This window comes from Gordonia jacobaea (assembly GCF_001186365.1).
In the GTDB taxonomy this organism is placed as follows: Bacteria; Actinomycetota; Actinomycetes; order Mycobacteriales; family Mycobacteriaceae; genus Gordonia; species Gordonia jacobaea.
This window is the reverse complement of record NZ_LDTZ01000018.1, coordinates 242,600-259,300: the sequence shown is the minus strand read 5'-3', so window position 1 is coordinate 259,300 and position 16,701 is coordinate 242,600. Positions and strand designations below refer to the sequence as shown.

Below are 16,701 nucleotides of genomic sequence, written 5' to 3'. Positions count from 1 at the left end.
GTCCGCGAAGTGGCCGCAGTAATTCTGTGTGCATGTCGCTGCGATCGGTGCGTGACACGCAGTGCTCAGCTGCTCAGCGCCTCCGCGAATCGCTCGACGAGCCAGTCGATCTCGTCGTGCGTGACGACGATCGGTGGTGCGAGGCGGATCGTCGAACCGTGGGTGTCCTTGGCGAGTACGCCGCGTGCGGCGAGACGCAGGCAGAGTTCTTTGCCTGTGCCGAGCTCGGGGTCGATGTCGATGCCTGCCCACAGTCCTTTGCCGCGGACGGCGATGACGCCGTGTCCGACGAATTCGCGCAGGCGGGCGTGGAGGTGTTCGCCGAGTTCGGCTGCGCGTGCCTGCCAGGTGCCCTCGGCGAGCATGCGGACAACGGTGTGCCCAACGGCGGCCGCGAGAGGGTTTCCACCGAACGTCGAACCGTGCTGTCCGGGGTGGAACACTCCGAGTACATCGCGGTCGGCAACCACGGCCGACACCGGTAGTACACCTCCGCCGAGTGCCTTGCCGAGCGTGTAGACGTCGGGCACCACGCCCCAGTGCTCACATGCGAACGTCGTGCCGGTCCGACCGAGACCCGACTGGATTTCGTCGGCAATCATCAGCACGTTGTTCTCGGTGCAGAGTCGACGGACCTCGGGCAGGTAGTCGTCGGGCGGGACGATGATGCCGGCCTCGCCCTGGATGGGTTCGATCAGCACGGCGACCGTGGTGTCGTCGATGGCGTCTGCAAGCGCGGCGGCGTCACCGAACGGCACACGCGTGAAACCCGGTGTGAATGGCCCGAATCCGCCGCGCGCGTCCTCGTCGTCGCTGAAACTCACGATGCTGATCGTGCGGCCGTGGAAGTTGCCGCCCGCCACGATGACCGTCGCATGTCCCGGTGCAACGCCTTTCACGTCGTATCCCCACTTGCGGGCCACCTTGAGTGCAGATTCGACGGCCTCGGCGCCGGTGTTCATCGGAAGCACCATCTCCTTGCCGCACAGTTCGGCGAGCGCCGCGCAGAACGGTTCGAGTGCGTCGGAGCCGAACGCGCGACTGGTGAGCGTGACGCGATCGAGTTGTGCCTTTGCGGCCGCGACGATCTCGGGGTTGCGGTGGCCGAAGTTGACCGCGGAGTAGCCGCCGAGCGCGTCGAGGTAACGCCTGCCGTCGACGTCGGTGATCCACGCTCCCTCAGCGGTCGCCGCAGTGACCGGCAGCGGTGAATAGTTGTGTGCCACATGGGGTTCGACAAGCGTGTGCATGGTGTTCTCGTCCGACGTCGCTGGTAGCCGCAATTCTAGCGTGCAGCATTTGACGCCGCCGCCGCCTTTGAGGAGTTCGGAGAGGTCGACGGTGATCGGTAGGTAGCCTGCGTCGCGTAGGCGTGACTCCAATCCCGGTGCGGCATCGGTCATCACCACGTGGCGACCGTCGGAAACGAGGTTCAGACCGAGGACGACGGCGTCGGATTCGGTGGCGATGATCGCGTCGGGATAGAGGTCGGCGAGTACGGCGCGCGACGCGGGTGAGAAGGCGTCGGGGAAGTAGGCGATTGTGTCGTCGTCGAGCACGCCGAGTGCTGTGTCGAGGTGGTAGAAGCGCGGATCGATCAGTTCGAGACCGACAACCGGAAGTCCCGTGATCGAAGCGACTTCGGCGTGAGTGTCGGGGTGTGTGCGAAACCCGGTTCCCGCCAGGATGCGTCGACCGACGAGGAGGAAGTCGCCTTCGCCCTCCTGCACGCCGACGGTCTCATGCACAGCGTCGGCGCCGCAGGTGTGTAACCATGCCGTGTAGTGCTCGCCTTCCGGCGCGCGCTCGGGGTGCAGGAACCGTGCTGCCACGGCCTTTCCGTCGACGACGAGTCCGCCGTTGGCGGCATAGACCATGTCGGGCAGACCTGGTTGGGCGTCGACGAGTGCGACGGAGTGGCCGAGGGATCGGTAGATGTCACGCAGCGACTCCCATTGCGCCATGGCTAGTTCTGCGTCGACGGGGACGGACGGGTCCATCCACGGGTTGATCGAGTAGGTGACCGTGTAGTGGGAAGGAGGGGTCATCGCATAGGTGCGGGTGCGTGGGGTGCGTTCGGTGGGCGCAGTCAACCGTGGACTCGTCAGCGTCATAATTCGACGGTATCGTCAGCGTGCAGCGCAAACAATCGACGAGAATTGCGCATTTGATTAATTAATCTCGATTCACGGGTGGCAGAGGGTGGAAAAGTTGCGTCAGATCGACGAACTCGACGAGAAGGTGCTCGAATGTCTGGCTCGCGATGCGCGGGCGACGTACGCACAGATCGGCGACGAGGTAGGTCTGTCGGCACCCGCGGTCAAGCGGCGGGTCGATCGGCTTGTCGACGAGGGCGTGATCAAAGGTTTCACCACCGTGATCGATTCGACGGCGATGCAGTGGACCACCGAGGCTTACGTCCAGGTCTTCTGCCGTGGCAACATCTCGCCGGAGGAGCTGGCCGCCGCGTGGGAGCCGATACACGAGGTGGTCAGCGCCGCGACGATCACCGGTCAGGCCGATGCGATCCTGCGTGTCATGGCCCGCGACGTGCACCATCTCGAGCACGCACTCGAGCGCATCCGGCAGGCGGGTCCGGTCGACCGGAGCGAGTCGATCATCGTGTTGAGCCAACTGATCGACAGGGGGCATCCGTGAGTCGGGGAGGGTTCTTGAGCAGGGACTCTTCGACCATCCTGAGTAGCCGTGCTAACCTCACGAACGTGACCAGCAACGTACGCGCCTATTGGCGATTCTTTATCGAGGCTCCGGGTGAGCCTGCGATGAAGCGCTGAATCTGCGTCGCACGTCAACAAACCCGGAGCCCGAGCAGTGACCGAAAAGGTCGCTGCTTTTCTCATGTCAGGGGCCTCCGATGACAAAGCAAGCGGGTGTCCCAGTCGCAGAAGACAGGCCACCACCCGCGAAAGGCAACACAGAAGTGACCACCCTCCCGGATCTCGCCACCACGGCCGCTCACGAGGCCGAATCGACCTCCACCTCCGATCGGCGCGTCAGATCCTTCCGGTCCATCCCGTCGCCGGACACCATCCGCGCCGAATTGCCGCTGACCTCCCGTCGAGCGCTTCGGGTCCAGGCCGACCGCGACGAGATCGCCGCGATCCTTGCCGGCCAGGACGACCGTCTGCTCGTGGTCGTCGGGCCATGCTCGGTGCACGACCCGATCGCCGCGCTCGACTACGCGCGACGCCTCGCACCACTTGCCGACGACTACTCCGACCGCCTGAAGATCGTCATGCGCGTCTACTTCGAGAAGCCGCGCACCACGGTCGGCTGGAAGGGACTCATCAACGATCCCGGCATGGACGGCACCTTCGACGTCGAGCGCGGTCTGCGTACGGCACGGTCGCTGCTGCTCGACATCATCGACCTCGGCCTCCCGGTCGGATGTGAGTTCCTCGAGCCGACGAGCCCGCAGTACATCGCCGACGCCGTCGCGTGGGGTGCCATCGGAGCACGGACAACCGAATCGCAGGTGCACCGCCAGCTCGCATCCGGTCTGTCGATGCCGATCGGATTCAAGAACGGCACCGACGGCAACGTCCAGGTCGCCATCGACGGAGTGAATGCCGCCGCCGCGCAACACGTGTTCTTCGGTGTCGACGACTTCGGTCACGGCGCGCTTGTCGAGTCGGCGGGCAACGAGGACTGCCACATCATCCTGCGTGGAGGGACCACCGGCCCCAACTTCGACGACGAGTCCGTGGCATCCGCGGTCGCCGCACTCGACAAGGCAGGCCTGCCCGCACGGGTCATGATCGACTGCAGCCACGCCAACTCCGGCAAGGACCACATCCGTCAGGCGCAGGTCGCCGCCGAGATCGCGGCGTCGATCCGGACACGCCGTGCCGCGGGACACGCTCCGTTGATCAGCGGCGTGATGCTGGAGAGCTTCCTCGAAGCCGGTGCGCAGTCGCCCGACGCCCAGCCGCTCGTGTACGGCAAGTCGGTCACCGACAAGTGCATGGACTGGGAGTCGAGCGCGCGCGTGCTCGCCGACCTCGCGCGTAGCTGAGGGCGGTTCGCGTTCTGCTGTTGCTGCCGTTCTGCCCAGAGCAGAAGGGACGGCTGCCCGCAGCAGAGGTGACCTACGCTCGACTGCATGGCATCGAGGTACGACTCGCACACCCAGCCGTCACCGGAACCGCTCTGGCGTGAGGTCACCGGGCGCGTGCTGCGTCGACACCGCCACGAGCGCGGCGAGCGACTCGTCGAGACCGCGCGCCGAGCGGGCGTCTCGAGCCAGTATCTGTCCGAGATCGAGCGTGGCCGCAAGGACGCCTCCTCGGAGTTGCTTGCGGCAGTAGCCGGGGCTGTCGACCTCAGCCTGCTCGATCTCGCCCGCGAGGTCGCCGCCGAACTCTCCCGCGCCGAGAGTGTCGTCGGCGCGGCACGCGGGGCAGGCGCAGCGGCCCGCCCCGTCACGCTGCGTTCGATCCCCGCCGCAGCGCAACCGATCGTGCCGCTCTCGCGCATGCGTGGCCCGGTCGCGCTGGCCGCGTGACCGGCGTCGGCCGACCGGGCGTTAATACCGTCGACCGGGCGCGGTATCCGGTCGACTGGGCGCTCCGTTCAGCCGACTGGGCGCTAAATTCCGTCGACTGGGCGCTCCGTCGCGTCGAGAGTGCACCCCCTCGCGTCGAGAGTGCACCCCCTCGCGTCGAGAGTGCGCCCGACGATCACCGAACCGTTCTGGCCCTGGCATCGATGACCTGATCGGCGAGCCCGTACTCGACGATCTCCTCGGCCCGCAGCACACGGTCTCGGTCGGTGTCGTGACGCAGCGTCTCGATGTCGCGCCCGGTGTGCCGACTCAGTGCCTGTTCTATTTCCTCACGGATCCGCAGGATCTCCTCGGCGGCGAGGATCAGATCTGGGATCGTGCCACGGCCCTGACCCGACGGCTGGTGGAGCAGGACCCTGGCATGGGGGAGTACCGACCTCTGGCCAGGTGTGCCGGCGGCCAGCAGTAGTGCCGTCGACGAGAGTGCCTGTCCGACACAGGTCGTGGCGATCGGCGCGTGGCAGTACTGCATGGTGTCGTAGAGCGCGAAGGTAGCGGTCACCGACGCGCCCGGAGAGTTGATGTACAGCTCGATCGGGATGTCGGGATTCTCGGAGTCGAGGTGCAGGATCTGCGCGATGAGCGCATTGGCGACGCCGTCGTCGAGCTCGGTTCCGAGGTAGAGGATGCGGTCGTCGAGCAGCCGACTGTAGACATCCATGACCCGTTCGCCCTGCGGAGTGCGGGTGATGACGTTGGGAATGGTGTACGTGCTCATGCGCGGCTCACCTCGAAACCTGTTGCGGCAGGTGATAACGGCCGGATCTGTGCGATGTCGGTGACGATGTGGTCGACGAATCCGTAGTCGACCGATTCGGAGGCGGTGAAAACGTGATCGCGCAGCGAATCGTCGAAGATCGTCTCGCGGGTCTGTCCGGTCTGCTCGGCGATGATCGTCAGCACGGTATCGCGGACGTGGCGCAGGTCGTCGGCCTGCAGTTCGATGTCGGGTGCGTAGCCGCCGATGCCCGCAGATCCTTGGTGCAGCAGGACTTTGGCATGCGGCGTGATGAACCGCTTGCCCCGGGTGCCGTTGCACAGCAGGAATTGTCCTGCACTGTAGGCCATTCCGAGGTTGACGGTGATCACATCGTTGGGAATCAGACGCATGATGTCGGTGATCGCGAGCATCGCGGGCACCGACCCGCCGGGCGAGTTGATCCAGAGAGCGATGTCGGCGACAGGATCGTCGTCGGAGAGCATGACGAGTTGCGAGCACAGTTGCGTGCCGATCTCGTCGTCGAGCGCGGAGTCGAGTGTCAGGATGCGTTGCCCGAAGAGGCTTTCCGCGGTGCGCTTGCGTAGTGGCAGTGGTCGTTGTTCATCGGTCATGCACCGATCGTCGGTGGTGGACCGACATCGGTCACGTCGGTTCCGCTCAGAGCGGCACGATTCCGCACAGAGCAGAGCAGTCGGGTCAGACCACGTCGATGTCCGGCCGGCCTGACGGAATCGTGATCTGTGCCCGACGGTGCAGCGAATCGTTCGGCGCGGCAATCGAATCGCTCACCCGATAGTCCGCTTCCCAGCGGTCGGACGACAATCTGTTGAGGACGTAGCCCCGCTGAGCGTTGCCGAAGCGGATGTGGGGTGAGGCGGCCTTGAGTTGTTTGTCGCTGGCATCGCTGTCCTCGCCGTCTGCGCCAGATGCAATGGAGGTGCCCGCGAGTTCGACGCCGACGGTCGGGGACGGTCGCGAATACGTGGAGCGCAACTCGGAGACCACATTGCGGTGGATATCGCCGACGATCGAGACCAGGTTGCGCACACCGCGATCACGGGCGCCGTCGAGAACCCTTGCGCGCGAAGCCTCGTAGCCGCTCCACCCGTCCATGCTGACCGCGCGCTCACCGTTCTTCCGGCGGGCGAGGTCGGCGATGGTGGTCTGATGCGCGAGGACGTTCCAGCGGGCACGGCTCGCGGCCAGCCCGTCGAGCAGCCACTTCTCCTGTGCGGCACCGGTGATAGTGCGTCGGGGGTCGGCGGTCGCGGCATTCTGCGCGGTGTCGTTGTCGCCGTTGGCCTGATCGCTGCGGAAGGTCCTGGTGTCGAGAACGTTGAACTCGACGAGATCGCCATAACTGAACCTGCGGTAGGCACGCAGATCGTAGAGATCGGCCGTCGGTGTGGGGTGGGGTCGCTGCGCGACACGCACCGGTGTGTTCTCCCACCACGCGCGCATCGCCTGCGCTCGCCGGGAAAGGAATTCGGGGATGGGTTGATCGTCCTCGGGAACCCCTGCGGCCCAGTTGTTGTCGACCTCGTGGTCGTCGAAGATCGTGATGAACGGGCTCACTCGGTGCGCGGCCTGCAGGTTGGGGTCGAGTTTGTAGAGCGCATACCGATCGCGGTAGTCGTCGAGCGTCGCGCATTCCCGGTGTGCCGACGCAGGTGTTGCCGCGGTCCTGCGTCGGCCGCCATCGACGGGGATGGGCTTTTCGTAGATGTAGTCGCCGAGATGGAAGACGACATCCGGTGCGTGTGCCGCCATGTCGGCGTATGCGGGATAGTGGCCGTCGGCCCACGATTGGCACGAGGCGAATGCAAAAGTCAACGCGCTCAGACGACTTCCGTACGATGGAGCGGTACGAGTGCGCCCGATTGCCGAGACGGAGCCGCTCGCGCGGAATCGGTAGAAGTAGTCTGCGGCGGGTCGTAGACCGCGCACGTCGGCGTGCACGCTGTGTCCGTTCTCCGGCGTCGCCAGTTCGACGCCGCGCGCGACGACGTTCCTCATGCTGGCGTCGCTGGCGATCTCCCATTCGACCGGCACCGGAAGCAGACCCATCGCTCCGCCGCGGGCGAGCGGATCGGCGGCCAGCCGTGTCCACAGGACTATGCCGTCGGGAAGCGGATCGCCTGATGCCACACCGAGCGTGAACAGGTCACTGCCACGGCGTGGCGGGGGAGCCGACGCCGCGTCGGTGGTGAAAAGTGCGGGGACGGTTGCGATACCGGCCGCGACGCCCGCCCAGGTGAGAAAGCGTCGGCGGGTGGTGCCGGCGTGCAGGGTCTTGTCCCGATCGATCCGGAGGTCGGCCAGTGACGGTCGAGGTGAGATGTTCGGCATGCCGCCACCCGACCAAGAGAGGATGGACGTCGTCCAACCCGCCGTCGGCCTCGCGGTGATGGGATGGTGAAGTTCGTGAAACCGCATGCGCCATATGCCCGATTTGAGACCGTTGCTAGACTTCAGCGGCGTCGGTTCTCCAGCCGAGATTGTCGGTGGGAGCCAAGAGGGAATCTGGTGGGAATCCAGAGCTGCCCCGCAGCGGTAACGGAAACGAAGGCGTTCAACAGCACTGGGCCAGCGGCCCGGGAAGCGATCGTCGATAGGTGGCACATCACGTGCCGTGTCCGAAGTCCGAAGACCTGCCGACGTGACCGCCTGGCTCAGGCGGTCCCATCGACTTCGCGGGACATGGTCGGTGTTGAACTCGCAGCGGTCGTCGTCGACCGCGCGTGGCGACATCTGCTGTACCCGCTCCGGGCTGATCAGGAGGGCGGGCCATGTCGACGCGCAGTGCGAACCCGCGGGCAACCTGGACGCGACCCGTGTCCGTGGCCATCGGCTGCGGTGTGGCGCTCGTCGTGGCAGCAGCGTGCGGCGTCGCATACGGAACCGTGGGGATCGGCTGGTCTGTGTCGCTGCGGATGGTGTGGGCGGCGATCACCGGGGGATCGGTCTCGTTGGTCGACGCCGCGTCGTACTGGATCGTCGTCGACTCGCGTGTGCCACGGGTATTGACGGGGGCGCTCGTGGGGGCAGGCTTGGCGGTCGTCGGCGTGATCGTGCAGGCGATGGTGCGCAATCCGCTGGCGGATCCCTACGTGCTGGGGATCTCGTCGGGTGCGTCGGTCGGAGCCACCGCGGTAGTGCTGTTCGGTGTTTTCTCGGGACTCGGTCTCTATGCGTTGCCGACCGCGGCATTCCTCGGCGCACTGCTGGCGACGTTGCTCGTCTTCGGAATCGCCCAGCGTGGGGGAGGTCTCACACCGCTGCGGCTCGTGTTGACGGGAACCGCTCTCGGATATGGATTTTCGGCTCTGACCACCGTGCTCATCTTCTTGCGCCCGGTGGGTGATGCTGCGCGGAGTGTCATGTTTTGGCTGCTCGGGAGTCTTGCCGCGGCAACATGGCATTCGGTCGTGTTGGTCGCGGTGGTAGTGGTCATCGGGATTGGTGTTGTCGCGGCGAGAGCACGACAACTCAATGCGCTGGCGATGGGCGACGAGGTCGCCGCGTCGCTCGGCATACGCGCGTCGCGGTTTCGGCTCGAGCTTTTCGTCATCGCCGCGCTGATGACCGGGTTCATCGTCTCTGTCTGCGGCGCAATCGGATTCGTCGGTCTCATCGTGCCGCACGTGACCCGCATGGTGGTCGGTGCGGATCACCGTAAGATCATTCTCGTCGCGCCGGTGCTCGGGGCGCTGTTCCTTGTCGTCGCCGATCTGATGGCGCGCATTGTCGTTCCGCCGCAGGAGATTCCGCTCGGTGCGATCACGGCGGCCGTGGGTGTGCCGGTGTTCCTCGGGCTGATGCAACGTCGACGTACCCGGATCGACTCATGAGTGCTGTCGAGTACGACGGAGTCACGGTCGAGATCGATGGCACCAGCATCATCCGCGACGCATCGTTGATGGTCGACTCCGGAGAGTTCCTCGGGGTGATCGGCCCCAACGGCAGCGGGAAGTCGACCCTGCTTCGATGCGTGTACCGCGCGCTGGCACCGTCGAGCGGCGGCGTACGAATCGACGGCCACGACGTGCGTGCGGTGAGTATGCGGGAGAATGCCCGACGAGTCGCCGCGCTCACCCAATCAGCCTCGCTCGACTTCGATTTCACCGCGGCAGAGGTTGTCGCGACGGGACGGCTACCGCACCGCGAACTGGGTGCGGCGGCCCGTGCCCGCGATCGTGAGGTGTGCGCGGCGGCCATGGCGACAGCAGGCGTCGAGATGTTCGCCGACCGTGTGTTCACCACGCTCTCCGGCGGAGAGGCGCAACGCGTACTCATTGCGCGCGCATTCGCGCAGGAGCCCAACGTGCTGATCCTCGACGAGCCGACCAATCACCTCGACATTCGCCATCAGTTCGACATCCTCGGTGCGGCGCGCGGACGCGGGGTCACCGTCGTCGCGGCGCTGCACGACCTCAACATGGCCGCACAGTACTGCACCACCCTCGCCGTTGTGCTCGACGGGACGATCGCGTGCATCGGGCCACCCGACGAACTACTCACCGCGGCGAACATCGCCGAGTGGTACGGCGTTGGTGCGTACGTCGTCACCCACCCCCGCACAGGCGTTCCGCAGATAATCTTCGACGACCAAGTCCCACAAGCCATCTCCGAGGAAGAGCACTCATGACAGCACCTATGACCAGGACAGCACTTCGCAGACCGCGCGCACTCGTCGTGTCTGCGCTTGCCGCGATGACAGTGGTCTCCGGTTGCGGCGCCGACGTCGAGTCGTCGACTCCCAAGTCAGCAGGGGAACAGGTCACGGTCACCAATTGTGGTGCGCCGCTGTCGGTGAGCGGTGTGCCCGATCGTGCGGTGAGCAACGACACCGGGATCACCGAGCTGATGTTCGCGCTCGGGTTGGGCGACCGGATGGCCGGCTACACCACGTACGAGGGCAAAGAGCGCGATATCGAATCATCGCCGTGGCGAGCGGATTTCGAGAAGACACCATCATTGGGCACGGCGTTCTCGCGGGAGATCATCGCCGCCGCGCGGCCCGACTTCGTCTTTGCCGGTTGGAACTACGGGTTCAAGGAATCGACCGGAGTCACCCCCGACTGGGTGCGTTCGACCGGTGCCGTGCCGTACCAGCTGACCGAAGCCTGTCGCCAGGCCGGGACCACCAAGCGCGGCGTCGTGCGACCCCTCGACGCGTTGTACGCGGATCTGTCGAATCTCGGGCAGATCTTCGGCGTGAGTGGTCGGGCCGAGACGCTGACCGCCGAGTATCGCGCGCAGGTCGAGGCAGCGCGTGCCGGGGCGCCTGCCGCCTCCGCAGCGGCGCGGGTCTTCCTCTTCGACAGCGCCGATCCGACGCCGTTCACCTCGGGTCGGAACGCCGCACCGGATCAGATCATCGCCGAAGCCGGCGGACGCAACATCTTCGGCGATATCGATGACTCCTGGACGTCGGCATCGTGGGAGGCAGCGGCGCAGCGCGATCCGCAGGTCATCGTCATCGTCGATTACGGTGCAGGGCCGCAGAACACAGTCGAGGCCAAGATCAAGCAACTCGAGTCGCAACCGTTGATGGCGCAGACGACCGCAGTGCGAGAGCGCCGCTACATCTCGTTCCCGTATGCGGCGCTCGTCGAGGGTCCGCGCAATCCGCAGACCATCACGGCGCTTGCCGAGTACCTGCGATCGCAGGGGCTCTGAGTCGGCCTTCGGCAGGCGGCGACTCGGAGGTGAGGTGCGCTCAGGCTGCGACGACCAGCCAGACCGCGATGTAGTGCAGTAGCGCCGCGATGGCTGTGCAGACGTGGAACACCTCGTGGTGGCCGAACGTCGTCGGCCAGGGATTGGGCCAGCGCACTGCGTAGAGCACTCCACCGACGCTGTAGAAGACGCCGCCCACTGCGAGCAGGATCAGTACGAGCCAACCGACGTGTGAGACCAGAGTCGGGGCGACGGCGATGATGACCCACCCGAGCAGTATGTAGAGCGTGACCCCGAGCCAGCGGGGTGCGCCGGGCCACGCGATCTTCAGTGCGACTCCGGCGACCGCGCCGACCCAGACGATGCCGAGCACCCACCAGCGCATCGGACTCGGCAGACCCATCACGCAGAACGGGGTGTACGTACCCGCGATGAACACGAAGATCATCGAGTGGTCGGCACGTTTCATGTGTATCTGTGCGCGCAGCGATTTCCACGCGATCCGGTGATACGACGCCGAGGTGGCGAACAGACCCACGACGGTTGCCGCGTAGACGGCACAGGCGACCGCCGCTCCCGGTCCACGCAGCGAGCCTGCGCCGATGACCAGCGCGATGCCCGCGACCACTGCGACGTAGGCCGACCACTGATGAATGACGCCGCGGAGGCGAGGACGGTCGGCGACAGCGGTCACCAGGGCTGAGTTCACGTAAGCTACGGTACCGTAACTTCGTGTGAGAATGCTGTTAGCCGAGGGCGGCGATGACCGCCGCGAGCTGGTCGACGTCGATAGGTGTCGGCTGATAGATACACACTTCGTCGACGCGGACGTCCAGATCGCGCAACGCGTCGAACGCGCCGACACGGGCGCGGATCTGCTGGGCGACGTCTGCGGGACTACCGACAGCGGCAATCGTGTGCAGCAGCTCGTCGTCGACGAGGTCGGCCATCTCAGCCCACCGCCCCTGCTTCGACAACGCATTGAGTTCGGGCTGCAGATGCTCGGCACCGTGCGCGGCGAGGACGGGCCGGTAGGCGGGCGTCGAGCCGTAGAAGGCGAGGAGTCGTCGAGCGGCGGTGTGGTCGGTGCCCACCGACACGATCACCTCGGGGATCACGGTGAAGCCGCGGCCGTGATCGCGTGCGGCGAGACCGCGTCGAATGTTCGGGACGGTTGTCGACGCCAGAAAGTCGGCGGTGGAAAACGGCATCACCAACAATCCGTCGGCGTGCTTTGCCGCGGCGCGGGTCATCAACGGCCCGAGTGCGCCGACGAACACCGGCGGCCGACCGAACGGGTTGGGGCCGGGATTGAAGGTGGGCGTCATCAAGGTGTGACGGTGATAGGCCCCCTCGTAGCGCAGCGGGGCTCCGGTCTCCCACGCATCGAAGATGGCGTTGATGGCGCCGACCTTGTCGGCCATGCGGCCAACCGGGTCGTCGAAGTCAGCGCCGAACCGCTTCTCGATCTGCGGGCGTATCTGCGTTCCCAGGCCGAGTCGAAATCTGCCGCCGGAGAGCAACTGAAGATCGTTGGCCGCGTGTGCGAGGTGAATCGGGTTGCGCGGGAAGGCAATTGCGACGTTGGTCAGCAGGGTCAATTCCGGCACCGACGCCGCAACGACGAGCGGCGTGAACACATCGTGCGGACCCTCGAAGGTGAACACCCCCGCTGCGCCCGCGCGGGCGAGGTCGGTGGCACGCTGCGCTGCGCCCGTCGGCTCGAACAGGGCGGTCGTCACGGCTATCGGGGTCATGTCGCGTCGGCGTCGTTGTAGCGGCGCAACAGCGTCGCGAACAGTTCGAGATCGTCCTGCGTCCACGCGTCGAGCCTGCGCGCGATGGCGTCGCCACTGCGTCGTCGGATCTCGCCCAGGGTGTCGAGAGCCTCCTGGGTCACCTCCAACGATTGCGACCTCGACGACGTCGCGTCCTGCGTGCGGCGCAGCAGACCGCGGCGACGGAGTTCGCCGAGCTGGCGGCTGGCCGTCGACTTGTCGATGTTGGCCGCCCGAGCCAGCGACGCCGCGTTGATGCCCGGGTTGTCCGAGATCAATGCGAGGAGGGAGAACTCGACAAAGGTCAGGCCGCCCTCGGCGTAGATGTCGCGGGCACCGTTGCGCAGGCGCCGCGACAGCGTGACCAATTCCTGCCCGACGACTTCGGCGGCATCGGGTTGCTCGGGTGAAGCCATAGTTGTATATTACAACCTATCCAAGTTGCATTCTGCAACCGTTCCTGGTGAACGATCTATGTTCTCGACTAGCCCAGAAGGTAATCGATGTCCGCTGCTCCCACCCATGCGTTGTCGATCAAGACCATCGCGTCGCATGTCGCCGTTCCGCTCGTGATCGGTGCCGTCATGGCACTCGCCTATCTCGGGGGATTCCACAAGCCCGATCCGCACGATCTGCGTATCGATGTGGTCGGTGCCAGTACCTCGACTCAGGTGGCCGCACAGACTCTGCAGCAACAACTCGGCGACCACGTTTCGATCCGGACCGTCGCCACTGCCGATGAGGCGCGCGAGGCCATCGAGCACCGAGAGATCGCGGCGGCCTTCGAACCGAAGGCCGACACGCCTGTCCTCTATGTGTCGACGGCGGCGTCGGATCCCACAGCGGTGACGGTCGAACGGATCTTCAACGGCATCACGATCGCCAAGGACCAACCATTGAAGATCGTCGACGTCGTGCAGGCCGATCCGCAGCGCGATCCGTCCGGGCAGAGCATCTTCTTCTTCCTTGTGGCGCTCACCGTCGGCTCGTACGGATGCGGAATCGCGATCGCCGTCGCCGCGGGCGGGCGCAGGATTCGCGTGCGCCTCGGGTTTGCTGCGGTGTGCTCGGTGATCTCTGCCGCGGTGACCACGGCGATTGCCGTGTGGGTATTCGACGCCCTGCCGGGTGCGCAGTGGCAGATCTTCGGGCTGTCGATCCTCTACGCGCTGGCGACCATGCTGTTCGCGATCGGACTGCACCCGTTCATCGGTCGATTCACGACGCTGGCGATGGTCACGATCTTCGTCGGGTTGAACTTCACGACCAGCGGCGGCGTGTTCGCGCCTGCTCTGCAACCGAAGTTCTTCGCCGTCCTGCACGACTTCTGGATCGGCGCAGGCCTGAACGAGGCGTCGCGCAATCTTGCCTACTTCCCCGAGGTGTCCAGTGCGGGTGACATCGGCAAGATCATCGGCTGGCTGGTCGTCGGCGCTGCGCTGGTCGGGATCGTTGCCCTGCGGGACCATCGGAACCTCGCTCAAGGTGCGGCAGAGGCGAGTCCTGCCGCTGGCGGGCGTCACGAGCGTGACCAGCTCACCGACGAGGAGACCGAAGAACTCGCCGAGGATGTCGTGGCCTGATTCAGTGTGCCCTTACAGGTGAGGTCTAATCTGGTTCGCGATGAAACTCCTACCCGATCGTCTGCGTCGGCCGATGCTCTCCGTGTACGAGCGGCGGCTGATCCAGTTGACGGACGAGAACCGATTGCCCCAGCACGTGGCGATCATCTGCGACGGCAATCGACGATGGGCTCGCGAGGCGGGCTTCGAAGACGTCAGTCACGGGCATCGGGTGGGCGCACAGCGCATCGCCGAGATGCTCGAGTGGTGCGCCGAGCTGGGCATCGAGACGGTCACCATCTATCTGCTCTCCACCGAGAATCTGCAGCGCGCCTCTGACGAACTCGACGCGCTGATGGAGATCGTGCCCGACATCGTCGACGAGATCGCCACCCCGGACGGGCACTGGCGGGTGCGCATCGTCGGAACCCTCGATCAGCTCCCCGAGGCCGCGGCGCAGCGTCTGCGCGCCGCCGCCGAACGGACCCTCGACAGGTCGGGCATGAACGTCAACGTGGCCGTCGGGTACGGGGGCCGACAGGAGATCGCCGACGCCGTGCGTGCGGTGCTCGTGGAGAAGGCCGACGCCGGCGCGACCGTCGACGAACTCGTCGACGCCGTCACCGTCGAAGCGATCGACCGCAACCTGTACACCAAGGGACAGCCCGACCCCGATCTGGTCATCAGGACGTCGGGGGAGCAGCGGTTGTCCGGGTTCCTGCTGTGGCAGAGCGCCTATTCGGAGATCTGGTTCACCGACGCCTACTGGCCAGAATTCCGTCGCGTCGACTTCCTGCGTGCGCTGCGCGACTACTCCGCGCGCAGTCGACGATTCGGCAAATGATCTTCGAGTAGATCGATGAGCGCCGTGACGTCGGCGTCGAATGTCGAGACCGGCGGCGTGCCGAAGCCGACGAGGATTCCTCCTGTGGGCTCACCACGCGCGTCGTGAAGCCGCGGGGCGTCCGGATGCCGTAGGGCGTCGAGCCCGCCGAGCGAGAAACCCCGCTCGTGGGTTGCCGCGAGCACAGACGCCTCGACGTCGACGGGAACGGGTAACACCGCGTGCAGGCCGGCGGAGATACCCATGGTCGCGATCCTGTGCGCGTGCAGTCGCTCGATCAGCGCCTGCCTGCGGTGTCGATAGAACTGCCGACTGCTTCGGATGTGCTTGTCGTACGAGCCGGTTTCGATCATGTCGGCCAATGCGAGCTGATCGACGATGCTCGCATCTGTTTCCCGCATTCCCTTGGCCCACATCACAGTTGAGACCAACTCCGGTGGCAGGACCAGCCAACCGATGCGTATCGATGGGGACAAACTCTTGCTGACCGATCCCGTGTAGATGATGTGATCGGGAGCGAGTGCCTGCATCGCGCCTACGGGCTCGCGGTCGTAGCGCAGTTCGCCGTCGTAGTCGTCTTCGATCAGGAATGCGTCTGTCGCCCTTGCCCATTCGATGGCCGCCGCTCGACGCTGTGGAGCAAGTGGCACCCCGATCGGGGACTGGTGGCTTGGGGTGAGCAGGACGGCCTGGGGTGTGACGGCAAGGTCGGCCAGCGCTGTCACGTCAGCGCCGTCGTGATCGACCGGAATCGGTGACACGAGTGCACCGCGCCGGGTGAACGGGTCTCGAAAGAAGGGTAGGCCGTACGCCTCCGCCGCGACGGATTCACGAAAGAGAGTGCGTGCCAGAAGATTCAACGCCGACAGAACCGACGTGGTCAGTACGATCTGGTCGGGATGAGCACGAACGCCACGTGCGCGGGCGAGGTAGCCGGCGAGCGCGAGGCGTAGGCGTTCACTGCCGTTGGGCGGCGTCGGACCGAACGCGGAGTCGTCGGCTGTCGAGATCGCCCGCCGCATCGACCTGGTCCATGCGGTACGCGGGAACTGCGACGTGTTGGGCTGGCCGAGGGAGAAGTCATGTGCGACGCGCGGTGCGGACACGACGGTTGCGGGTGGGAGGCCGGCAGAACCCGGCGACCCGAAACCCGTTGCGACGGTGGTGCCGGTGCGACCGTGGTGCGCGCGCCCTGCCGCGCGGTCAGCCAACCTTCTGCGATCAGTTCGGAATACACCGAGGAGACTGTCCCGCGAGCGAGGCCGAGGTCGGCCGCGAGCGATCGGTAGGGAGGCAGGCGCATGCCGGGTGTGAGGCGACCATCTGCGATTGCGCTGCGCAATTCGTCGGCGAGCCGCGAGCGTAGTTGCGCGCTACGGCCTCGAGTGGGTGCGTTCGGATCGGGCTGCAGATCGAGATAGAGGTCGGTCCCGAGTCGCTCGGCGAGCGCAGACCATCGATCACCTGTCATCACGCCTCCTGGATTGACGCACAAGAATATGTCTCGATTGAACCTCATTTCTGGATCA

At 65.7% G+C, this 16,701-nt stretch carries 16 protein-coding genes, 1 pseudogene and 1 riboswitch; of the genes and pseudogenes, 8 read left to right on the top strand and 9 right to left on the bottom strand.

Translation table 11 applies throughout. The annotated features are described in order from the left end of the window. Positions 1 to 65 precede the first annotated feature (65 nt). Positions 66 to 2,114: an ornithine--oxo-acid transaminase gene (rocD, locus tag ABW18_RS23405; protein WP_083444411.1), complete on the bottom strand. Its 2,049-nt coding sequence runs from the start codon at positions 2,112 to 2,114 to the stop codon at positions 66 to 68. Between the two features lie 97 nt (positions 2,115 to 2,211). Between rocD and ABW18_RS14510 the strand changes: the two genes are divergently transcribed. The 3 genes from ABW18_RS14510 to ABW18_RS14500 all read left to right on the top strand — a co-directional run bounded on the left by ABW18_RS14510 (position 2,212) and on the right by ABW18_RS14500 (position 4,525). Next, on the top strand, positions 2,212 to 2,658 hold the full coding sequence (locus ABW18_RS14510) for an Lrp/AsnC family transcriptional regulator (RefSeq protein ID WP_039993353.1): 447 nt from the start codon (positions 2,212 to 2,214) through the stop codon (positions 2,656 to 2,658). 283 nt (positions 2,659 to 2,941) lie between these two features. Beyond that, positions 2,942 to 4,036: a 3-deoxy-7-phosphoheptulonate synthase gene (locus tag ABW18_RS14505; RefSeq protein WP_049699667.1), complete on the top strand. Its 1,095-nt coding sequence runs from the start codon at positions 2,942 to 2,944 to the stop codon at positions 4,034 to 4,036. Between the two features lie 87 nt (positions 4,037 to 4,123). Beyond that, positions 4,124 to 4,525: a helix-turn-helix domain-containing protein gene (locus ABW18_RS14500; RefSeq protein WP_049699666.1), complete on the top strand. Its 402-nt coding sequence runs from the start codon at positions 4,124 to 4,126 to the stop codon at positions 4,523 to 4,525. 175 nt (positions 4,526 to 4,700) lie between these two features. Here the strand turns inward: ABW18_RS14500 and ABW18_RS14495 are convergent, their stop codons facing one another. The 3 genes from ABW18_RS14495 to ABW18_RS14485 form a co-directional block, all read right to left on the bottom strand. Next, positions 4,701 to 5,303: a ClpP family protease gene (locus ABW18_RS14495; RefSeq protein ID WP_049699665.1), complete on the bottom strand. Its 603-nt coding sequence runs from the start codon at positions 5,301 to 5,303 to the stop codon at positions 4,701 to 4,703. Then, positions 5,300 to 5,917 (bottom strand): ClpP family protease, encoded by a 618-nt coding sequence (locus tag ABW18_RS14490; RefSeq protein ID WP_049699664.1) that lies wholly within the window; start codon positions 5,915 to 5,917, stop codon positions 5,300 to 5,302. Before ABW18_RS14490 ends, ABW18_RS14495 begins: the two co-directional genes overlap by 4 nt. 85 nt (positions 5,918 to 6,002) lie before the next feature. Further along, a complete protein-coding gene (locus tag ABW18_RS14485; RefSeq protein WP_049699663.1) occupies positions 6,003 to 7,655 on the bottom strand; it encodes an alkaline phosphatase D family protein in 1,653 nt (550 codons plus the stop codon). A 115-nt stretch (positions 7,656 to 7,770) separates the two neighbouring features. Continuing rightward, positions 7,771 to 7,979: riboswitch (cobalamin riboswitch) on the top strand. Positions 7,980 to 8,095: 116 nt separating this feature from the next. Between ABW18_RS14485 and ABW18_RS14480 the strand changes: the two genes are divergently transcribed. The 3 genes from ABW18_RS14480 to ABW18_RS14470 are packed head-to-tail and all read left to right on the top strand — an operon-like array spanning position 8,096 to position 10,988. Then, on the top strand, positions 8,096 to 9,157 hold the full coding sequence (locus ABW18_RS14480) for a FecCD family ABC transporter permease (RefSeq protein ID WP_049699662.1): 1,062 nt from the start codon (positions 8,096 to 8,098) through the stop codon (positions 9,155 to 9,157). Beyond that, positions 9,154 to 9,954 carry an ABC transporter ATP-binding protein gene (locus ABW18_RS14475; protein WP_049699661.1) on the top strand — a complete coding sequence of 267 codons (801 nt, stop codon included), beginning with the start codon at positions 9,154 to 9,156 and terminating at the stop codon, positions 9,952 to 9,954. The genes ABW18_RS14480 and ABW18_RS14475 overlap by 4 nt, the downstream gene beginning before the upstream one ends. Then, the gene (locus tag ABW18_RS14470) at positions 9,951 to 10,988 is read left to right on the top strand and encodes an ABC transporter substrate-binding protein (protein ID WP_414652009.1); all 1,038 of its coding nucleotides are present in this window, start codon (positions 9,951 to 9,953) and stop codon (positions 10,986 to 10,988) included. Before ABW18_RS14475 ends, ABW18_RS14470 begins: the two co-directional genes overlap by 4 nt. A 40-nt stretch (positions 10,989 to 11,028) precedes the next feature. On the opposite strand, the gene trhA is transcribed toward ABW18_RS14470, so the two are convergent. From trhA to ABW18_RS14455, 3 genes are read right to left on the bottom strand one after another with little or no spacing between them, the layout of a single operon-like run. After that, positions 11,029 to 11,697 (bottom strand): PAQR family membrane homeostasis protein TrhA, encoded by a 669-nt coding sequence (trhA, locus tag ABW18_RS14465; protein ID WP_049699659.1) that lies wholly within the window; start codon positions 11,695 to 11,697, stop codon positions 11,029 to 11,031. 37 nt (positions 11,698 to 11,734) lie between these two features. Continuing rightward, the gene (locus tag ABW18_RS14460; RefSeq protein WP_049699658.1) at positions 11,735 to 12,745 is read right to left on the bottom strand and encodes a TIGR03617 family F420-dependent LLM class oxidoreductase; all 1,011 of its coding nucleotides are present in this window, start codon (positions 12,743 to 12,745) and stop codon (positions 11,735 to 11,737) included. Continuing rightward, entirely contained in the window at positions 12,742 to 13,182 is a 441-nt protein-coding gene (locus ABW18_RS14455; RefSeq protein ID WP_049699657.1) for a MarR family winged helix-turn-helix transcriptional regulator, read from the bottom strand. Before ABW18_RS14455 ends, ABW18_RS14460 begins: the two co-directional genes overlap by 4 nt. Before the next feature lie 87 nt (positions 13,183 to 13,269). Here ABW18_RS14455 and ABW18_RS14450 point away from each other — a divergent pair, with 87 nt between their 5' ends. Beyond that, entirely contained in the window at positions 13,270 to 14,349 is a 1,080-nt protein-coding gene (locus tag ABW18_RS14450; protein WP_049699656.1) for an ABC-2 transporter permease, read from the top strand. A gap of 40 nt (positions 14,350 to 14,389) precedes the next feature. Continuing rightward, positions 14,390 to 15,172, top strand: a complete 783-nt coding sequence (locus ABW18_RS14445; protein ID WP_049699655.1) for an isoprenyl transferase — start codon at positions 14,390 to 14,392, stop codon at positions 15,170 to 15,172. Here ABW18_RS14445 and ABW18_RS14440 read toward each other — a convergent pair. Beyond that, positions 15,139 to 16,383, bottom strand: a complete 1,245-nt coding sequence (locus tag ABW18_RS14440) for an aminotransferase-like domain-containing protein (RefSeq protein ID WP_331436521.1) — start codon at positions 16,381 to 16,383, stop codon at positions 15,139 to 15,141. The genes ABW18_RS14445 and ABW18_RS14440 overlap by 34 nt on opposite strands. A gap of 23 nt (positions 16,384 to 16,406) precedes the next feature. After that, positions 16,407 to 16,475 (bottom strand): annotated as a pseudogene (locus ABW18_RS23425) (hypothetical protein); the annotation flags it as partial. Between the last annotated feature and the right edge of the window lie 226 nt (positions 16,476 to 16,701).